Consider the following 18856-nt stretch of genomic DNA (forward strand, 5'->3'; position numbering starts at 1 on the left):
GCCGCCGCTCCATGACACGGGGGGCGGCGGGTTCGCCGCTCCGCATCCAGCGCAGGACGCGCGAGCCGAGGGGGCGCGGCATGGCCGAGCAGACGGAAGGCGGCGCCAAGGGCCGCCAGTTCACCGAGACCGAACTTCAGGACCTCGTCGCCAGCACCGACAGCGGCGCGCGCGCGCCCCGCAATCGCGCCGTCGCCCTGCTGATCGCGGCAACGGCGCTCGTCTGGTCGCTGTTCCAGCTCTGGATCGCGCAGCCGCAGCTCTGGTTCGGCCAGTATCTGCCGGTCCTCAACGCCTCGCAGACGCGCCCCGCGCATCTGATGTTCGCGATCTTTCTCGCCTTCCTCGCCTATCCCGCCCTCTCGCGCTCGCCGCGCGACCGCGTGCCCCTGACCGACTGGGCGCTCGCCATTCTCGGCGTGCTCTGCACCGGCTATGTGCTGTTCTTCTCGCGCGAACTGGCGATGACGGCGCGCTCGGGGCTGCCGACGCAGATGCAGGTGATCGTCGGCGCCGTCGGCATCCTCGTGCTCCTCGAAGCCGCGCGCCGGGCGCTGGGGCCCGCGCTCACCGTCGTCGGCGCGATCTTCCTGCTCTATTCGTGGATGGGGTCGGGCTGGCTCATCCCCGAGCTGATCGAGCATCAGGGCCTGACCTTCACCTCCATCGTCAACGCGCAATGGCTCGACACGACCGGCGTGTTCGGGATTCCGCTGGGCGTCTCGACGGCTTTCGTGTTCCTGTTCGTGCTGTTCGGCGCGCTGCTCGACAAGGCCGGCGCGGGCAATTACTTCATTCAGATCGCTTTCGCGGGCCTCGGCCACCTGCGCGGCGGCCCCGCCAAGGCGGCCGTGGTCGGCTCGGCGATGACCGGGCTGATCTCGGGCTCCTCCATCGCCAATGTGGTGACCACCGGCACCTTCACGATCCCGCTGATGAAGCGCGTCGGCTTCTCCTCGGAGAAGGCGGGGGCGGTCGAGGTCGCGTCCTCGGTCAACGGGCAGATCATGCCGCCCGTGATGGGCGCGGCGGCCTTCCTCATGGTCGAGTTCGTCGGCATCTCCTATCTCGACGTGATCAAGCACGCCTTCATCCCGGCGGTGATCTCCTACATCGCGCTCGTCTACATCGTGCATCTCGAGGCGCTGAAACGCGACATGCCCGCGCTCGGCCAGGCCAAGAGCCTCGCGGGGATGTTCCTCAGCATCTTCATCGGCTTCGCCGTCGCGGGCGCCGCCTTCACGGCGCTGGTCTGGACCATGGGCGCGCTCAAGGCCGCAGCGCCCGAGGCGGTGGGGCCAGTCGCGATCGCAGGGCTCGGCGCGGCCTATCTCGCGGCGCTTTACGTCTCGGCCAAGCGCCCCGACCTCGAACTCGACGACCCCAACTCGAAGGAAATCAGGCTGCCCACCGTGGCGCAGGTGTTCCCCACCGGCATCCACTACCTGCTGCCGATCCTCGTGCTGGTGTGGTTCCTGATGGTCGAGCGCCAGTCGCCCGCGAAATCCGCCTTCTACGCCGTGTCGATGATGCTCGCGATCATCCTGACGCAGCGCCCGCTCAAGGAGATCCTTCGCGGCGGCGGGCGGGTCGCGGCGGAGGCGAAGGCGGGCTTCGACGATCTGGTGGAGGGGTTGATCGCCGGCGCGCGCAACATGATCGGCATCGGCGTCGCCACCGCCGCCGCCGGAATCATCGTCGCCACGGTCACGCGCACCCCCATCGGCACCGAACTCGCGGGGCTGGTGGAGCAGCTTTCCGGCGGCGTGCTGCTCATCATGCTGGTGCTGATCGGCGTGTTCTCGCTGATCCTCGGCATGGGTCTGCCGACGACGGCCAACTACATCGTGGTGTCCTCGCTGATGGCGAGCGTGGTGGTCAGCCTCGGCGCGCAGGAGGGGCTGATCGTGCCGCTGATCGCGGCGCATCTGTTCGTCTTCTATTTCGGCATCATGGCCGACGTGACGCCACCCGTGGGGCTGGCCAGCTTCGCCGCAGCCGCCGTGTCGGGCGGCGACCCGATCCGCACCGGCTTCACCGCCTTCTTCTACTCGCTGCGCACCGTCGCGCTGCCCTTCCTGTTCATCTACAATCCCGTGCTGATCCTCTACGGCGTCGATCTGGGGACGGCGGCGGGAATGGCGCAGGCGGTCGTCGTCTTCGTCGTGGCGACGGTCGCGATGCTGCTGTTCGCGGCGGCGACGCAGGGCTATTTCCTCGCGCGCAGCCGAATTCATGAAAGCGCGGCGCTGCTGCTGGTGGCCTTCACGCTGTTCGTGCCGAATTTCTGGCTCGACCGGCTGATCCCGCCTTTTGAGGACGTCGCGCCCGCGCGCTTCGAGGAGGTGGTGCGCGAGGCCGGGGAGGGCGAGCGCATCCGCTTCGTGGTCGCGGGCCCCGACTTCAACACAGGGCGCCCGACGCAGACGACGTTGGTGCTGGTCGCTGAAGGCGCGCCGGAAGATCGGGTCGAGCGCGCGGGGCTGATGCTGACCCCGGAGGGCGAGGCGCTGCGGCTCGACGAGCCGATGTTCGGCACGCCGTTTCAGGAGAAGCTCGCCGTGCTCGACTTCTACGCCGAGGACCCGGTCGAGATTTCCGCCGTTCGGGTGCGGGCGGACCGCCCGCCGGCGCAGCTGTTCTACATTCCCGCCCTTGCGCTGCTCGCCCTTGTGGCGATGCTGCAACGCCGGCGCCAGACCAAGCCCGCCTTCTGAGGAGACCCCTTCCGATGACATCCGCGATCCTGCTGCCAGTGGACATTTCCGACGGCGAAGACTGGCGCAAGGCGCTCGACGTCGCCGTGGCGCAGGCGCGCCAGCACAAGGCCGCGCTGCATGTCGCGAGCGTGCTGCCCGATCTGGGGACGGCGCTTGTCGGCGGCTTCTTCAAACCCGGGTTCGAAGCCGATGCGCTGGCGCGCCTCGGCGCCTCGCTGACGGAGTGGACGAAGGCGAACGTTCCGGAGGACGTCGACGTCCATCCCCATGTGCTGCACGGCAAGATCTACGACGAGATCCTCCGCGCCGCCGACCGGCTCGGGGTCGACCTCATCGTGATGGGCTCGCACCGCCCCGCGCTGGCCGACTATCTGCTCGGGCCGAACGCGGCGCGGGTGGTGCGCCACGCCAAGCAGTCGGTCTACGTCGTGCGCTAGGCGGCGGATCGAACTGAAAGACGCCGGTAACGAGCTCGCTACCGTTGTTTTTGAAGGGAAAAAACTGGCTAACTGATTCCCTCGGCCCGGTTTGCGCCTCAGGGGGGGCGTCCTGGAGGCCCCGCCACGGCCTCACCGGCTCCAGCGGGTGACCCGGCAGGGGTGGGGCGGGCCGTCGTTGAAGAAGTCACGCAGCGTGAAGCGGTTCTCGCCGGTCGGCGTGAGTTCGAGCGTGATCATGTCGCTGTAGACCCCGCCCACGGGCCATGCCTCGACGAAGCCGTTCTCGCCGGTCAGCCGATATCGCCCGTTCTGCGTGTCGATCGCGCCTTCCCAAAAGGTCGTGCCCCACTGCCCCATGTCGGTGACCGAGGAGTTGAGCCCGTGCCGGTCGCTCCACACCACGACGTCGCGATAGCGGGTGAACCGCATCTGGAGCGGCGCGCCGACGTCGCCGAGCTGGCAGATCGCCGAGAAGCCGCCCGTGATCTCCGCCCGCGCGACCGGAGCGGCGAGCAGCGCAAGGGCGGCGAGGCCGAGTCGCGCCAAAAATTGAACCGATGCGATCGGATATGAGACTGTCATTTTACTGTCATTCCGAGTCATGAAACGCTCCTGCGCCTGTAAATGTCCATAGAGTAACAAATACCCGCAGCCCGGACAATCGCGCAGGCGGGTCGGCGTCGGGCCGAGGGGCGGGGAGGGCGCCTCGCCGCGCTTGCCGCCCTGACGGCGCGGGGTTATCTGAGCCGGGCGTTCAGACAGGGCCGTGAAAAGGGTGCGCCATGAGCAAGCCGCGCGCGATCTTCGAGGAGGTGGCGGCGCAGGGGCCGGCCTCCGCCCCCGCGACGCGGCCCGGCGAGGCCGACCGCCGCAAGCGCCGCGCGCGCCGCATCGTCGGCTGGTGGCTGATCGCGCTCGCCATCCTCGTCGCGCTCATGGTGCTGGTCGGCGGCATGACCCGGCTGACAGAGAGCGGGCTGTCGATGGTCTCCTGGCATCCGGTGCTCGGCGCGATTCCGCCGCTGAGCGATGCCGACTGGGCGTCGGAGTTCGAGAAATACAAGCTCACCGCGCAGTATCGCGAGATCAACGCGTGGATGGGCGTCGAGGATTTCAAGACGATCTACTGGTGGGAATGGGGCCATCGCCAGTTCGGGCGGGTGATCGGGCTGGTCTGGGGCGCGGGCCTCGCGGCGTTTCTCGCGCTGCGCATGGTCCCGCCGGGGCGGTTGTGGTCGCTGGTCCTGCCCGGCCTGCTCGGCGGGGCGCAGGCGGTGATCGGCATGTGGATGGTCGAAAGCGGCGTGGCGGAGGGGTCCGAACTCGTTTCGGTCGCGCCGTATCGGCTGGCGCTCCATCTCGGGCTGGCCTTCGCGATCCTGTGCCTGCTGCTCTGGCCAGCCTGGCGGCTGATGCGCGACGAGGCGGCGCTGCTGCAGGCGCGCCGCCGGCGCGCGGGGCCGGCGATGGCGGCGGCGGGCGTCGTGCTGGGCCTCGCCTTCGCGCAGATCGTCCTCGGCGCGCTGGTGGCCGGCAACGATGCGGGGCGGGGCTATGTCGACTGGCCGCTGATGAACGGGATGTGGTTTCCGGCCGAGGCGCTCGAACTCTCGCCAGTCTGGACGAACTTCATCTGGAACGACGCGCTGACCCAGTTCAACCACCGCGTCCTCGGCTACGCGCTGGCGCTGGCGTCGCTGGCGGCGCTGGCGCTGGCGTGGCGGAGCCGCCTCGGCGCGGTGCGGCTCTGGGCCGGGATCGCGGCGCTGGCGGTCTGGGCGCAGATGGGGTGGGGGATCGTCACGGTGATGAACGGCGCCGCGACCGGCCACGCGATCCTGCATCAGGCGGGCGCGCTGGCGATGACGGCGCTCCTGCTGCGCGCCCGCTTCGTCGCCGCCTATCCGCCCGAGCAGTCGGCGATCCGGGGCTGAGCGGGGCGTCGGGACCGCGCTCCACGCGCCCCATCTGGAAATCGGGCGCGCTGTGGTATATTGCGCTGCAAATGAGCAGCGAGTCCGATTCCGTCCCCGCCAAGGTCTCCCGGAGCGCACGCTACCGCATCGGCCAGGTCGTGCGGCATCGCGTCTATCCGTTCCGCGGCGTGATCTTCGACGTCGACCCCACATTCTCGAACACCGAGGAATGGTGGAACTCGATTCCCGAGGAAGTCCGGCCGGTCAAGGATCAGCCTTTCTACCATCTCTACGCCGAGAACGAGACCAGCTACTATGTGGCCTACGTCTCGGAGCAGAACCTCGTGCCCGACGACACGGGCGAGCCGGTCGATCACCCCGAAGTCGGCGAGATGTTCGGCGATCTGCGCGACGGAACCTATCACCTCCACGCTGAACTGCGGCACTGACGCGGCGCGCGGCGCGCGGGCGGCGCGGGGGCTTGGCCCCGCCCGCGGCGCTCGCTAGGGTGCTTCCCATCAGATGACGGGCGGCGCGAACCGCCCTGCGACGCGGACCGAGAGCGGGGAGTGCGAGGGCGGATGGCGGAGGGCGCGGCGGAAGCGCGAGGGGGAGTTCTGCGCTACGCGCCCGCGCTGTTGTCGGCGCTCGCGGCGTGGTGGTTTCTCGGTCAGGCGCAGATCGTCGCCGAGACCGGCCCAATCGGCTGGTCGACGCCTTGGATCCCGTCGATGGGGATCGAGATCGCCTTTCTGATCGACGGTCTGGGCGGCGCCTTCGCGCTGCTGGTGACCGGGATCGGCGCGCTCGTGCTGCTCTACACGGCGGAGTATTTCCGTCATCACCGCCAGCGCAACCAGCTGCTGCTCCTGCTCGTCCTGTTCGAGCTGTCGATGCTGGGGCTGGTGCTGGCCGACGACGCGCTGACGCTGTTCGTGTTCTGGGAAGGCACCACGGTCACCTCCTTCCTGCTGATCGGCTTCGACCACGAAAAGGCCGACGCCCGCGCCAAGGCGACGCAGGCGCTGATCGTGACCGGACTCGGGGGGCTCGCGCTGCTGGCGGGGCTGCTGCTGCTGGGATCGCAGGCGGGCACGTTCCGTCTGTCGGAAATGGCGCAGCATGCGGACGCGATCCGCGACGGCGGTTTCTATCTGCCGATCTTCCTGCTGGTGATCCTCGGCTGCTTCACCAAATCGGCGCAGTTCCCGTTCCATTTCTGGCTGCCCAACGCGATGGCGGCGCCGACGCCGGTCAGCGCCTATCTGCATTCCGCCACCATGGTGAAGGCGGGCGTCTATCTGCTGGCGCGGCTCAGCCCGACGCTGGGGGACGCGGCGATCTGGGACTGGACGCTGACGCTGATCGGCGGGCTGACCATGGTTCTGTCCTCGGTCTGGGCGCTGCGGCAGGACGACCTCAAGCTCGCGCTGGCCCATACGACGGTGATGGGGCTCGGCACGCTCACGCTGCTGCTGGGCCTGGGCGGCGAGACGGGGGCGACGGCCTTCGCGGCGTTCCTGATCGTGCATGCGCTCTACAAGGCGGCGCTGTTTCTGGTGATCGGCGTGCTCGACAAGAAGGCCGGGTCGCGCATGGCGCCGCTGCTTTCGGGGCTCGGGCGCGCCATGCCGATCACCTTCGCCGCCGCGGCGCTGGCCGGCGCCTCGATGGCGGGCCTTGCGCCGCTGTTCGGCTTCATCGGCAAGGAGCTGATCTACGAGGGCGCTCTGCATGCGGGGTTCGTCGGCGTGATCGTCGCGCTGGCGGCGCTGGCGGCGAACGCCATGATGATCGCGATCGCGGGCGGCGCGGGGCTCGCGCCCTTCATCGGGCCGCTGCGCTCGCCCAAGGCCGAACCCGCCGAAGGCCATTGGGCGATGCTGGCAGGGCCCGTGGTCCTCGCCGGGCTCGGCCTGCTGTTCGGCCTTGCGCCGAAGATCGCGGAGACTCTGCTGGTCGGGCCCACGGCGGCGTCTGTGATGGGCGCGCCGGTCGAGGTCCATCTCTATCTGTGGCACGGGCTGAACCTGCCGCTGATGCTGTCGCTCGCGACCTTCGCGCTGGGGATCTGGCTCTATCTGAAGCGCGAGACGCTGCGGGCGCGGCTGACCGCCTTCGACGCGGCGGGGCGCGCGCCGAGCTGCGAGACGGGCTATGACCGGGCGGTGGCCGGGCTGCTCGGCGGCGGCGCGCGCCTGACGCGCGCCGTGCAGACCGGGCTTCTGACAGATTACTTTCGCGTCGGCGTGATCGTGCTGGCGGCGATGCTGGGCGCTGCGCTCGTCCTGGGCGGCGGCGCGCCGATCCCGACCCCGGAAGGCTCGCCGCCGATGCTGCTGGCGGCCTCGGCGCTGATCGCGGTGGCGACGCTCACCCTGCCTTTCACCGAACGGCGGCTGCTGATGATCACGGCGCTCGGCATCGTCGGCGTCGGCGTGGCGCTGCTGTTCGCGATCTTCAGCGCCATCGACGTCGCGATCACCCAGCTGATGGTCGAGACGCTGGTGGTGGTGATCCTCGCCGTGGCGCTGCTCAAGCTGCCGCGCGTCGAGTTCCGCACGACCGCCGCGGCCCGCCGGCGCAACCGGGTCAACGCCGCCGCCGCCGCCGCGCTGGGTCTGACCGTGACGCTCGCTCTGGCGGCCGCGGTCAGCCAGCCGCTCGACAAGTCGGTGACGGCCTATTTCGAGAACGCCAGCGCGACGCTGGCCTATGGGCGCAACATCGTGAACGTCATCCTCGTCGATTTCCGCGCGCTCGACACCATGGGCGAGATCGCGGTCGTCGCCATCGCCGGGCTCGCGGCGCTGGCGCTGCTGGCGGCGCGGGTGCGGCCGCTGGAGGATCGCGACGAATGAACTCGCTCGTCCTCTCCGCCGCGACCCGGCTGCTCGCCCCGCTGATGCTGGCCTTCTCGCTGTTCATCCTGCTGCGCGGCCACAACGAGCCGGGGGGCGGCTTCATCGGCGGGCTGATCGCGGCGACCGCCTTCGCGCTCTACGCCAAGGCCGAGGGGCTGGCGGCGGCGCGGCGCGCCCTGCGCTTCGAGCCGATGGGGCTGGCGCTGGCGGGGCTCGGCGCGGCGGTGCTCGCCGGGGTCTGGGGATGGCTCGCGCGCGGGGCCTTTCTGGCCGGGGTCTGGCCGCTGCTCGAGATCGGCCCGGACGGCGAGAAGACCGGGCTTCCGGTCGGCTCGGCGCTGATCTTCGACATCGGCGTCTATCTGGTCGTGGTCGGCGCGGTGACGGGCCTGTTCCTCGCGCTCGAGGAGGACGCCGCCCGCGCGCCGGACCCCGTGCATCCCCCGACCAGGCCGGGCGAGGGCTAGCGCGATGGACCTTCTTATGGCCGGGCTGGTCGGGCTGATGACGGGCGTCGCCGCCTGGCTGATGATGTCGGGAAATCTGATGCGCTTCCTGATCGGCTTCGGGTTGCTCGGCAACGCGGTCAATCTCGCGATCTTCGAGGCGGGGCGGCTGTCCTACGGCGCGCCGCCGCTGATTGCGGACGGGGCCAAGGCGCCGGTCGGCGAGGTCGCTAACGCGCTGCCGCAGGCGCTGATCCTGACCGCCATCGTCATCGGCTTCGGCCTGCTGGCCTTCACGCTGGTGCTGATCTACCGCTTCTACGGCGCGTTCGGGACCATCGAGGTCGACGACGTCGATCTCGCCGAGCCGAGGGACTGACCGCACGATGCTCCTCGCCGCGCCCATCGCCCTGCCCTTTCTGGTCGCGATCCTGTGCCATGCGCTGCGCGAGCGTCCCGGCGCGCTCGCCGTCGCGTCGGTCGGCGGCGCGGCGGGGCTGCTGTCCGTGGCGATCCTGATCGCGCTGCGCGTCGCCGAAGGCGGGCCCTTCGCCGAGCAGATGAGCGCCTGGCCCGCGCCCTACGGCATCACGCTGGCCGCCGACGCGCTGAGCGCGGCGATGCTGGTCGCCACGGCGGTCGTCGGGCTCGCGGCGAGCGCCTTCGCGCTGTCGGAGATCGGCGCGGGGGGGCGGCGGATAGGCCATCACACGCTGACCCACATGCTGCTCGGCGGCGTGTCGGGCGCGTTCGTGACGGGCGATATGTTCAATCTCTACGTCTGGTTCGAAGTGCTGCTGATCGCCTCCTTCGGGCTGCTGGTGGTCGGCGGATCGCGCCGCCAGCTCGACGGCGCGATCCGCTATGTCGCGCTCAACCTGCTGGCCACGGTGGCCTTCCTGACCGGCGTCGGCCTGCTCTACGGCGCGACCGGCGCGCTCAACATGGCCGATCTGCGGCGCGCGACCGAGCTGCTGGGCGACGATGCGCGCACGCTGACCACGGCGGCGCTGCTGCTGTTCGCCTTCGGCGCCAAGGCGGCGATGTTCCCGCTGTTCTTCTGGCTGCCGGCCTCCTACCACACGCCGAGCTTCACCGTGTCGGCGCTGTTCGCGGCGCTGCTGACCAAGGTCGGCGTCTATGCGATGCTGCGCGTGTTCACGCTGATCTACGGTCTCGACACGCCCTTCCTGTCGGAGGCGCTGTTCTGGGGCGGCGCCGCGACCATGCTGACCGGCGCGTTCGGCGCACTGGCGCAGATCGAGCTGCGCCGGGTGCTGGCCTTTCAGGTGATCGCCTCGATCGGGCTGATGGTGGCGGCGCTGGGCCTCGGGACGCAGGCGGCGCTCGCGGCGGCGATCTTCTACATGCTGCAGGACATGGCGGTGAAGATGAACCTGTTCGGCGCCGCCTGGCTCGGCGCGCGGCTGGCGGGGTCGGAGGACATGCGCCTCGGCGGCGGCGTCTGGGGGCGGGCGCCGTGGGTCGCGGCGCTGTTTCTGGTGGCGGCCCTCGCGCTGGCCGGCGTTCCGCCCTTTTCGGGCTTCTGGGGCAAGGTGCTGCTGGTCGGTGCGGGGATCGACGCGCGCAGCTGGACGCTGGTCGCGCTGGTGCTGGTCACCGGCCTGTTGACGCTGTGGTCGATGGGCCGGGTCTGGGCCGAGCTGTTCTGGAAGCCCCAGCCCGAGAGTTCGCCGACGCTCGCCCTCGCGCAGGCGACGCCGGGCGCGGCGCTCGCGACCTGTCTGGGGCTGTCGGCGCTGATCGTCGCCGTCGGGCTCTGGCCCGCGCCGCTGATCGCGGTCGCGGACGCCGCCGCGGCGCAGTTGCTCGACCCCGCCGCCTACATCGCCGCCGTTCTCGGCTCAGCGGCGCCCGGAGGGACCGCGCCATGACCCTGCTGCCGCTCAACCTGATGATCGCGCTGGCCTGGGGCGTCGCCTCGGGCGATTTCTCGGCGAGCAACCTGCTGCTCGGCTTCGTGGCGGGCTTCATCGCGCTCTACGCCTTCGACGCGGTGAAGGGCGATCACAGCTACCACCGCCGCACCCTCGCCGCGCTTGGTCTGGCGCTGTACTTCACCTATGATCTCGTGGCGTCGAGCGTGCAGGTGGCGTGGGCGGTTCTGTTTCCCTCGCGCGCGATCCAGCCGCGCTTCGTCGAAGTCGAGCTCGACGCCGAGAGCGACGTGGCGATCATGCTGATCGCCAACCTCACCAGCCTGACGCCGGGGACGCTGAGCGTCGACGTGTCGGCGGACCGCAGGCGCCTGCTGATCCATGCGATGTTCGCGGACGATCCGCAGGGGGTGATCGACGGGGTGAAGCGCGGGCTCGAGCCGCGCGTGCGCAGGGTGGTCGAATGAGCGCGACGGCGGAGATCTTCGACTGGTGCGTGGCGGCGGCGCTGGCGATGTCGGTCGCGGCGCTGTTTCTGGGCTTCGTGCGGCTCGTGCTGGGGCCGACGCTGGCCGACCGGGTGGTCGCGGCGGACATGGTGACGATGATCCTCGTCGTGACGCTGACGCTGTTCGCGCTGATCGTGGAGGAGGGGGTCTATCTCGACGCCGCCATCGCGCTGGCGCTGGTGGGCTTTCTCGCGACGGTCGCCTTCGCCCGCTACATCGAGCGCGCCGACCGCGCCGATCTCGCGCCGCCCTCGCCCGACTTCCCCTCCGGCTCGAACGGCGCGACGCCCGCCGCGCGCGAGGACCGCGCATGAGCGCGTTTCTCGACATCGCAGCGGGGCTTCTCGTGCTTGCGGGCGGCGCGTTCACGCTGATCGCGGCGCTCGGGGCGGTGCGGCTCAGCGACGTGTTCCTGCGGATGCACGCCTCGACCAAGGCGGGGACGCTGGGGCTGGGCCTCGTCGTCGTCGCGGTGATGATCCGTCACGACGCGCCGGGGGTCGGCGCGAAGGCGCTGGCGGTGCTGCTGTTCATGATCTTCACCGCGCCGATCGGGGCGCATCTGATCGGGCGCGCGGTCTGGCGGCGCATGGGCCCGGAGGAGCGCCGGGCCGGCAAGCCGCATGACGGCGCGGGCTGCTGACGGGCCGGGTTCAGGCGTCGGCGCCCACAGCCTCCGCCACCGACGCGAAGCCGTCGCGCGCCAGCAGCGCGTCGAGCCCCTGCGCGATGCGCGCGCCGAGCGACAGCCCGCCATAGATCATCGCCGTGTAGAGCTGCACCGCGTCCGCGCCGGCGCGGATCTTGGCGTAGGCCGTCTCGGGCCCGTCCACCCCGCCGACCCCGACGAGCTGCAACCGGCCCTGCGTCAGCCGCCGCAGCGTGCGCAGCACGTCGGTCGAGCGGACGAAGAGCGGCGCGCCGGAGAGCCCGCCAGTCTCGCCCGCATGCGGGCTCGTCAGCCCGTCGCGCGCCAGCGTCGTGTTCGTCGCGATGATCGCCGCGATCCCATGCGCGAGCGCGGTCTCGGCGACGTCTGCGAGCGCCGCCTCGTCGAGGTCCGGCGCGATCTTGAGGGCGAGCGGCGCGCCCCGGGCGGACTCGGCGCAGCGCGCCAGCAGTTCGGACAGCGCGGCGCGCTCCTGCAGGGCGCGCAGGCGGGCGGTGTTGGGCGAGGAGACGTTGATCGTGAGGATGTCGGCCAGTCCGCGCAGCCGTTCGATCAGCGCGACGTAATCCGCGCCGCGATCCGCGCTGTCGGCGTTGGCCCCGAGATTGACGGCCACCGCGCCGCGCCCCCCCGCCGCGCGCCAGGCCGCGAGCCGCCCCGCCACGACCTCCAGCCCGTCGTTGTTGAAGCCGTAGCGGTTGATCACGGCGCGGTCCTCGACCAGCCGGAAGACGCGCGGGCGCGCAGAGCCGGGCTGCGGGCGGGGCGTCACCGCGCCGATCTCGACGAAGCCGAAACCCGCGCGGAACGTTCCCGCGATCGCCTCGGCGTTCTTGTCGAAGCCCGCCGCGGTGCCGACCGGATTGGGCAGATCGACCCCGCAGAGCCGCGTGCGCAGCCGCAGCGTCGAGACCGGGCCGGGGCCGCCGGCGAGCCCCAGCCGCAGCGCCTTCAACGCGAGCCCGTGCGAGGTTTCGGGGTCGAGCTTGCGCAGCCCGGCGAGAACGAGCCGCTCGCTGAAGGGCTGGGCGGTCATGGCTGCGCCTCGGGCGGGATGGCGTGGGCCTGCGCCGTCAGCGGCAGCGGCTTGGACCAGAGCACGTCCGCCGCGGCGAGCGGGCGATAGAGATGCGGGAACAGGTCGCCGCCGCGCGAGGGCTCCCAGCGCAGCGCGCCGTCCATGGCCTCGGCGTCCACCGCCGCGAGGATCAGCCCGTCGAGCCCGGCGAAATGCTTCGCCGCCGTTCCCGGCAGCTGCGCTGCGGTCGAGAAATGGATGAAGCCGTCGGCGAGGTCCACCGGCGCGCCATGCGTGACGCCGTCGCGGTCGAGCGCCGCCCATTGCTCGGCGGTGAAGATCTTGAAGATCAGCATCGGCGCACGTTCTCCGGACCGGACTGCGCCCCGATTACGCCGTCGCCCGCGGCGCGCGCAAGGCCCCCCTCACGCCTGCATCGAGCCCGCCTTGCGCGGCTGCGTGCGGTCGATGCGCAGCTGGCGCTCGCGCCAGATGATGAAGAGCCCCGCGCCGATCACGATGGCGGCGCCGATCAGCACCTGAACGCTCGGCGCCTCCGAGAACAGCAGCCACCCCAGCGCGAGCCCGTAGATCATCGAGGAGTATTCGAAGGGCGCGAGCGTCGAGGCGGGGGCGAGCCGGTAGCCTTCGGTCATCAGGATCTGCGCGACGCCCCCGAGAACGCCCGAGGCGATCAGCAGAACGAGCGTCGGACCGGTCGGCCATGCCCAGCCGAAGGGAATGGTCGCGAGCGAGGCGACGGTGCAGCTGACGGAGAACCAGAACACGATGGAGAGCGTCGTCTCGGTCTGGGTCAGCCGGCGGATGTGGATGGTGGCGAGCGCGACGAAGAGCGCCCCGAGCAGCGCGAACCACGCGCCCAGCGCCTCGGCGTCGGAAAACGCGCCCGAGGCCAGCACGGTCAGGCGCGGCCACAGCATCACCAGAACGCCGAACAGACCGACGACGACCGCGCTCCAGCGGAAGAGGCGCACCTGCTCGCCCAGAAGCCACGCCGCGAGCGCGGTCGCGAGCAGCGGCGCGGCGTAGTTGATCGCGATGGTTTCGGGCAGCGGCAGCAGGCCCAGCGCGGCGAAACCGCAGGCCATGGCCACGACGCCGACGAGCCCGCGATTGAGATGGGCGAACGGGTCCTTCACGCGGAAGGCGCGGGACAGGTCGCCCCGCACCATCGCCCAGATCAGGATCGGCGGGATCGCGAAGAAGGAGCGGAAGAACACCGCCTGCCCGGTCGGCGCTTCGTCGCGCGCCGCCTTGATGCAGGCGGCCATCAGCGTGAACAGAAGGACCGAGGCGAGCTTCAGCGCGATCCCCGCCGCCGCCGACGGCCCCGGATCGGGCGACGGGTCCGGCGGCGCCGCCTCAGGAGCGGTTCCGCCCGGAGGCGTCTCGGTCATGGCGACCCCGGCGGCGCTGGAGGCGGCCTCAGCCCATGCGCCCTTCCGCCTTGGCCCAGGCCAGCGTCGCGTCGAGGGCTTCCTCCATCGGGGCGAACATCTCGCGGATTTCGTCCTCGGTGATGATCATCGGCGGGCAGGCGGCCACGCTGTCGCCGATGGCGCGCAAGATCACGCCGCGGGCGAGCAGTTCCTGCGCCAGCTTGGGCCCGACCTTGCCCGGCTCGGCGAAGGCGGCGGCGGTCTTCTTGTCGGGCGAGAGTTCGAGCGCGCCCATCAGCCCGATCCCGCGCGCCTCGCCGACCAGCGGATGATCGGCGAAGGAGCGCAGAAGCTCCTGGAACAGCGGCGTCTTGGCGCGGACCTGTCCGACGATGTCGCGCCGCTCGTAGATCTCCAGCGTCTTGACCGCCACCGCGCAGCCGAGCGGATGGCCGCCATAGGTGAAGCCGTGGCCGAACACGCCGATCTTGCCCGAATTGGCCTCGATCGCCTCGGCCATCTCGCCGTTGATCATCACCGCGGAGAGCGGCACGTAGGCCCCGGTCAACTGCTTGGCGACCGAGATCGAGGTGGGCCGCATCCCCAGCGTCGTCGCGCCGAACCAGTTGCCCGTCCGCCCGAAGCCGCAGATCACCTCGTCGTCGATCATCAGCACGTCGTGCTTTTCGAGCACCGGCATCACCGCCTCGAAATAGCCTTCCGGCGGCACGATCACCCCGCCCGCGCCCATCACCGGCTCGGCGATGAAGGCCGCGACCGTATCGGGCCCCTCCGCCTCGATGAAGGCGTCGAGCTCGGCGGCGAGCCGCGCCGCGAAGTCGCGCTCGCTCTCGCCCGGTTCGGCGAAGCGCCAGTGATGCGGACAGCCGACATGCTTCACCCGGTCCGACACCGGCAAGTCGAAATCCTTGTGATTGTAGGGCAGGCCGGTCAGCGAAGCGGAGAAGATCGACACGCCGTGATAGCCCTTCTGGCGGCTGACGATCTTCTTCTTTACCGTCTTGCCGCGGGCGTTGTTGTAATACCACGCCATCTTGATCTGGGACTCGTTCGCCTCCGAGCCGCTCGACTGGTAGAAGACCTTGCTCATCGGGGCTGGCGCGAGGTCCTTGAGCTTCTCGGCGAGTTCGACGGCGGGCTCGAAGCTGCGGCCGCCGAACAGGTGGTAATAGGGCAGCCGGCCAAGCTGCTCGCGCGCCGCCTCGATCAGCTCCGCGTCGCCGAAGCCGAGGCCCGCGCACCACAGGCCCGCCATGCCCTCGATGAAGCGGTTTCCGTGCTCGTCATAGACATGCACGCCCTCGCCCCGCTCGATCACATGCGGGCCGACGCGGCGGTGCGCGACGGCGTTGGTGTAGGGGTGCAGCAGCGCCTCGACGTCGCGGGTCTGCATGTTGCTGAGCGGACCGCCATCCATGGCCATCGCGCCGTCCTCCGATCCTGTGATGTCGCCGAGATCGTGCGCCGCGGGCGCGCGGCGCGCAATGGCGACCTTGCGCCGCGCCGCTTGACCCTTCGCCGGCGCCGCCCGACAACAGGCGCGCAGCAGGCGAGGGGGCGACATGACTGAGGCGATGATCGGCGTGATCGGGGGCAGCGGCGTCTACGCCATCGAAGGGCTCGAGGACGCGCAGTGGACCACGGTCGAGACGCCCTGGGGCGCGCCGTCGGACCAGATCCTGCGCGGGCGGATCGGCGGCGTTCCGGTCTGCTTCCTGCCGCGGCACGGGCGCGGCCACATCCAGACGCCCGCCTCCATCAACTACCGCGCCAACATCGACGCGCTGAAGCGGATCGGCGTGACCGACGTGATCTCGGTGTCGGCCTGCGGGTCGTTCCGCGAGGAGATGGCGCCGGGCGATTTCGTGATCGTCGACCAGTTCATCGACCGCACCGTCGCGCGCGAAAAGAGCTTCTTCGGGCCGGGCTGCGTCGCGCATGTTTCGATGGCGCATCCGGTCTGCGCGCGGCTCGGCGACGCGCTGGAGCAGGCCGCCCGCGGCGTCGGCGTGACCACCCATCGCGGCGGGACGTATCTGGCGATGGAGGGGCCGCAATTCAGCTCGCTGGCGGAGTCGAAGCTCTATCGCGAGCAGTGGGGCTGCCACGTCATCGGCATGACCAACATGCCCGAAGCCAAGCTCGCCCGCGAGGCGGAGCTCTGCTACGCGACCGTGGCGATGGTGACCGACTACGATTGCTGGCACCCCGACCACGAGCATGTGGACGTGGCGACCGTCGTGAAAGTGCTGCTCGGCAATGCCGAGAAGGCGCGGGAGATGGTCAAGGCGGTGGTTCCGGCGTTGGCAGGCGCCCGCGCGCCGGGCGCGCAGAACGGGAACCGCGCGCCCTGTCCGCATGGCTGCGACCGCGCGCTCGAACATGCGCTGATCACGGCGCCCGAGGCGCGCGACCCTGCGCTCGTCGGCAAGCTCGACGCCGTCGCGGGGCGGGTTCTGAGCTGAGACGTGCGAGGGCGAGGCGCCATCGCGCCCCGCCCTCGCCTCGGTCGATGCAACGCGGCGCGCGTGAAATCCCATGGCGCCAGACCTGAAACGCAAAGCCGCGGCCTCCGCAAACCGGCGCGGCGGCCGCTCCGGTCACATCTCGGCGGCGCCGCCGCGCAGGCGCAGACGGCTGCGCGCGGGCGCGGCCCTCGGCTCGGCCTCGGCGACGCGGAGGTCGACTGCGACGTCGCTGGGCGCGGGCGCGCGATGGCGCAGGCGGGCGCGCTCGTAGGCCTGCGGGCGCTCCGCGCGCTCGAGGACCGGCGTCGGGACCGGGCGGGAGCCGCGGGCGCGGGTGCGCTCGAATCCGGCGAAGGCAGGGGCCGCAGCCTCCGCCGCGATAGGCGCCGTCTGGGCGACGGCGGAAGGGGCGGGCGCGGCGGCTGCGAGGCAGGCTGCGGCGGCGGCGCAGGCGGCGAGGCGTCGGGCGAGGTTCATCGGGGGCGTCCTTTCGGTCCGAGTGTCCGGCGCCGGCGGCCTTTCCGCCGACGCCCTGACACTTGCCGATTCGCCGCCCCCGATCTGTGATCCGCTTCACATGGCCCGTGGCGCTCAGGCGCCGACGACCTGCGCCTCGATCTCGGCGGCGATCCCCGCCTCCAGCCCAAGCGCGGCGGCGAGTTCGCCCAGATAGGCCCGTTCCTTCGGATCGTCGCCGCCGCAGACCAGAGCCGACACCGCGTAGATTTCGCGCCGCGCCTGATCGCTGTCCGCGAGGGCCGCGATCTCGGCCGCGACGAGCGGCTTGGACAGCTCGTCCATCAGCACCGTCTGCGCGTCGGGGCCGAGTTCGGCGAGATGCTGCTGGATCAGCTTCTTCTCGGCGTCGTCGATATGCCCGTCGGCCTTGGCCGCCGCGATCATCGCCGAGAGGATGGCGGCGCTGCGGGCGTCCGCCGCCGGGCCGGCGAGTTCGCCCACCGGCGCCGCGTCGGGCGCGGGCGCGCCGGCGCTGCGCTTGGCGTAGGCGTCGTAGGCCATCTTGCCGAGCATCCCCAGCCCGCCGAGCAGCACGCCGGTCTTGGTCGCCGAGCGCCCGGTCTTGGTGCCGAGCAGCAGGCCCAGCACGGCCGCCGCGGCGCCGCCGGCCAGCGCGGTGTTGCGCATGGTCTCGCGGCTATTGGCGTCGTCGCCGACGCCGAGCTTCTCGGCGGCGAGGTTCTCGCCCTTGGCGTAGAGGTCCTTGCCCCCCGCCATGATCTGGTCGAGCACGGATTTCATCTTCGTGTTGAGGTCGTTCATGATTTTCTCTCCCTGCGGCGCCGAATGCGGCGGCGCGACACTATAATGAAAGTGCGACGGCGATGCGTCAGCCCGGCTCGCGGTCGCTGGGATGGTTCACGCCGTCGAACCACGCCACGGGCTCGACGGCCCGCATGTCCGCCCCCTCGACGCAGCCGAGATTGACGCCGCATTCCTCGGGATTCGAGCGGCGGCGGTGATGGGTGTAGATCCCGCAGACGCCGCAGAAATAATGCTCCGCCGTCATCGTGCCGAACTGGTAGCGGCGCAGCGCGTCGCCCGCCTCGACCACCAGATCGGCTCGCGGCACGCTGACCATGACCGCGCCCTTGCGCCGGCACAGCGAGCAGTCGCAGCGGCGCGCGCTGGCGAGGTCGAGCGCGGGGAAGCGCAGGCGGATCGCGCCGCAATGGCAGCTTGCGGTGACAGTCATGCGGTGGGCGCCTCGTCGAACAGCTCGGAGAACAGGAGGGCGGGGATCGCCGCGATCGAGGGCAGGACGATGTCGGCGAGCGCGCCGAGCTCCTCCTCGTCCGCCGGGCCGGTGAGCACGCCGATGGCGAGCGCCGCCCCCGCCGCCCGCGCCGCGCCCAGATCGTGCAGGCTGTCGCCGACCATCGCGATCTCCGCCGGCGCCAGCCCGGTCGCCTCCGCGAAGGCGAAGACCATGCCCGGCCCCGGCTTCAGCCCGTGCCCGCTGTCATAGCCCGCGACGAAGTCGAAATGCGCGTGCACGCCCGCGGCGCGCAGGTGCCGTCGCGCCGCGCTCTCGCTGTCATGGGTGGCGACGCCGAGCCGCAGGCCGCGCCGGCGCAGCCCGCCCAGAAGCCCGCCCAGATCCTCCGCCGCCGGCGTCAGCGTCGCCTCGCCGAGCCCGGCCTCCGCCGCCAGCGCCTGCGCCTCCAGCGCGCGCGGGTCGGCCCCCGGCAGATGCGCCGCCAGCGCCTCGGCGACCTGCCGCCCCGACCCCGCGACGCAGGGCGAGCCCGCCGCGAAACGGCCCGAGTGCGGATCGTAACCGATCGCGCCGCCCAGCCGCAGCCGCAGCGCCGCGTCGCCCGGCGCGAGCGCGTCGAGCAGGGCCTCGACCGCGGCCCGCCAGGTCGCGGCGAAGTCGAACAGCGTCCCGTCCTTGTCGAACAGCACGCCCCGGATCGGCCGTCGCTTCATACCCCGCCTTCGCGCCCCGTTTCGCCGCCCCGATG

The 18856-nt window shown here is 71.1% G+C and carries 21 protein-coding genes; 12 read left to right on the forward strand and 9 right to left on the reverse strand.

What is annotated here, in order from left to right:
• Window positions 1-80: 80 nt before the first annotated feature.
• A complete protein-coding gene (locus tag V7Q31_RS00185; RefSeq protein ID WP_333831636.1) occupies window positions 81-2717 on the forward strand; it encodes a TRAP transporter permease in 2637 nt (878 codons plus the stop codon).
• Window positions 2718-2731: 14 nt separating this feature from the next.
• Window positions 2732-3157, forward strand: coding sequence for a universal stress protein (locus V7Q31_RS00190; RefSeq protein WP_333831637.1), 426 nt, complete (start codon window positions 2732-2734; stop codon window positions 3155-3157).
• Window positions 3158-3289: 132 nt separating this feature from the next.
• Here V7Q31_RS00190 and V7Q31_RS00195 read toward each other — a convergent pair whose 3' ends face one another.
• The gene (locus tag V7Q31_RS00195) at window positions 3290-3706 is read right to left on the reverse strand and encodes a hypothetical protein (RefSeq protein WP_333831638.1); all 417 of its coding nucleotides are present in this window, start codon (window positions 3704-3706) and stop codon (window positions 3290-3292) included.
• A gap of 236 nt (window positions 3707-3942) precedes the next feature.
• On the opposite strand from V7Q31_RS00195, the gene V7Q31_RS00200 reads away from it, so the two are divergent.
• The 9 genes from V7Q31_RS00200 to mnhG all read left to right on the forward strand — a co-directional run bounded on the left by V7Q31_RS00200 (window position 3943) and on the right by mnhG (window position 11436).
• Entirely contained in the window at window positions 3943-5094 is a 1152-nt protein-coding gene (locus V7Q31_RS00200; protein WP_333831639.1) for a COX15/CtaA family protein, read from the forward strand.
• Window positions 5095-5165: 71 nt separating this feature from the next.
• A complete protein-coding gene (gene hspQ, locus V7Q31_RS00205; RefSeq protein ID WP_333831640.1) occupies window positions 5166-5525 on the forward strand; it encodes a heat shock protein HspQ in 360 nt (119 codons plus the stop codon).
• A gap of 132 nt (window positions 5526-5657) precedes the next feature.
• Window positions 5658-7937 carry a hydrogen gas-evolving membrane-bound hydrogenase subunit E gene (gene mbhE / locus V7Q31_RS00210; protein WP_333831641.1) on the forward strand — a complete coding sequence of 760 codons (2280 nt, stop codon included), beginning with the start codon at window positions 5658-5660 and terminating at the stop codon, window positions 7935-7937.
• Complete coding sequence (locus V7Q31_RS00215; RefSeq protein ID WP_333831642.1) at window positions 7934-8407, forward strand: MnhB domain-containing protein; 474 nt, start codon at window positions 7934-7936, stop codon at window positions 8405-8407. The genes mbhE and V7Q31_RS00215 overlap by 4 nt, the downstream gene beginning before the upstream one ends.
• Before the next feature lie 4 nt (window positions 8408-8411).
• Complete coding sequence (locus V7Q31_RS00220) at window positions 8412-8765, forward strand: NADH-quinone oxidoreductase subunit K (RefSeq protein WP_333831643.1); 354 nt, start codon at window positions 8412-8414, stop codon at window positions 8763-8765.
• Window positions 8766-8772: 7 nt separating this feature from the next.
• Window positions 8773-10281 (forward strand): proton-conducting transporter transmembrane domain-containing protein, encoded by a 1509-nt coding sequence (locus V7Q31_RS00225; protein WP_333831644.1) that lies wholly within the window; start codon window positions 8773-8775, stop codon window positions 10279-10281.
• Window positions 10278-10751 (forward strand): Na+/H+ antiporter subunit E, encoded by a 474-nt coding sequence (locus tag V7Q31_RS00230; RefSeq protein ID WP_333831645.1) that lies wholly within the window; start codon window positions 10278-10280, stop codon window positions 10749-10751. The genes V7Q31_RS00225 and V7Q31_RS00230 overlap by 4 nt, the downstream gene beginning before the upstream one ends.
• Window positions 10748-11107, forward strand: a complete 360-nt coding sequence (locus tag V7Q31_RS00235) for a cation:proton antiporter (protein ID WP_333831646.1) — start codon at window positions 10748-10750, stop codon at window positions 11105-11107. The genes V7Q31_RS00230 and V7Q31_RS00235 overlap by 4 nt, the downstream gene beginning before the upstream one ends.
• A complete protein-coding gene (mnhG, locus tag V7Q31_RS00240) occupies window positions 11104-11436 on the forward strand; it encodes a monovalent cation/H(+) antiporter subunit G (protein ID WP_333831647.1) in 333 nt (110 codons plus the stop codon). The genes V7Q31_RS00235 and mnhG overlap by 4 nt, the downstream gene beginning before the upstream one ends.
• Before the next feature lie 10 nt (window positions 11437-11446).
• Here the strand turns inward: mnhG and V7Q31_RS00245 are convergent, their stop codons facing one another.
• From V7Q31_RS00245 to V7Q31_RS00260, 4 genes are all read right to left on the reverse strand, one after another.
• Window positions 11447-12499: a quinone-dependent dihydroorotate dehydrogenase gene (locus tag V7Q31_RS00245; protein WP_333831648.1), complete on the reverse strand. Its 1053-nt coding sequence runs from the start codon at window positions 12497-12499 to the stop codon at window positions 11447-11449.
• On the reverse strand, window positions 12496-12837 hold the full coding sequence (locus V7Q31_RS00250; RefSeq protein ID WP_333831649.1) for a DUF952 domain-containing protein: 342 nt from the start codon (window positions 12835-12837) through the stop codon (window positions 12496-12498). Before V7Q31_RS00250 ends, V7Q31_RS00245 begins: the two co-directional genes overlap by 4 nt.
• A gap of 69 nt (window positions 12838-12906) precedes the next feature.
• Entirely contained in the window at window positions 12907-13899 is a 993-nt protein-coding gene (locus V7Q31_RS00255; protein WP_333831650.1) for a DMT family transporter, read from the reverse strand.
• A gap of 28 nt (window positions 13900-13927) precedes the next feature.
• Window positions 13928-15325 (reverse strand): aminotransferase, encoded by a 1398-nt coding sequence (locus V7Q31_RS00260; protein WP_333831651.1) that lies wholly within the window; start codon window positions 15323-15325, stop codon window positions 13928-13930.
• 139 nt (window positions 15326-15464) lie between these two features.
• Here V7Q31_RS00260 and V7Q31_RS00265 point away from each other — a divergent pair, with 139 nt between their 5' ends.
• Window positions 15465-16367, forward strand: coding sequence for an S-methyl-5'-thioadenosine phosphorylase (locus V7Q31_RS00265; RefSeq protein WP_333831652.1), 903 nt, complete (start codon window positions 15465-15467; stop codon window positions 16365-16367).
• A gap of 135 nt (window positions 16368-16502) precedes the next feature.
• On the opposite strand, the gene V7Q31_RS00270 is transcribed toward V7Q31_RS00265, so the two are convergent.
• The 4 genes from V7Q31_RS00270 to V7Q31_RS00285 all read right to left on the reverse strand — a co-directional run bounded on the left by V7Q31_RS00270 (window position 16503) and on the right by V7Q31_RS00285 (window position 18821).
• Window positions 16503-16847 (reverse strand): hypothetical protein, encoded by a 345-nt coding sequence (locus V7Q31_RS00270; RefSeq protein ID WP_333831653.1) that lies wholly within the window; start codon window positions 16845-16847, stop codon window positions 16503-16505.
• A gap of 114 nt (window positions 16848-16961) precedes the next feature.
• Window positions 16962-17651, reverse strand: a complete 690-nt coding sequence (locus V7Q31_RS00275) for a tellurite resistance TerB family protein (protein ID WP_333831654.1) — start codon at window positions 17649-17651, stop codon at window positions 16962-16964.
• Between the two features lie 67 nt (window positions 17652-17718).
• Window positions 17719-18084, reverse strand: coding sequence for a GFA family protein (locus V7Q31_RS00280; RefSeq protein WP_333831655.1), 366 nt, complete (start codon window positions 18082-18084; stop codon window positions 17719-17721).
• Window positions 18081-18821 (reverse strand): HAD family hydrolase, encoded by a 741-nt coding sequence (locus V7Q31_RS00285; protein ID WP_333831656.1) that lies wholly within the window; start codon window positions 18819-18821, stop codon window positions 18081-18083. Before V7Q31_RS00285 ends, V7Q31_RS00280 begins: the two co-directional genes overlap by 4 nt.
• Window positions 18822-18856 lie beyond the last annotated feature (35 nt).

Source organism: Rubrimonas sp. (assembly GCF_036788415.1).
In the GTDB taxonomy this organism is placed as follows: domain Bacteria; phylum Pseudomonadota; class Alphaproteobacteria; order Rhodobacterales; family Rhodobacteraceae; genus Rubrimonas.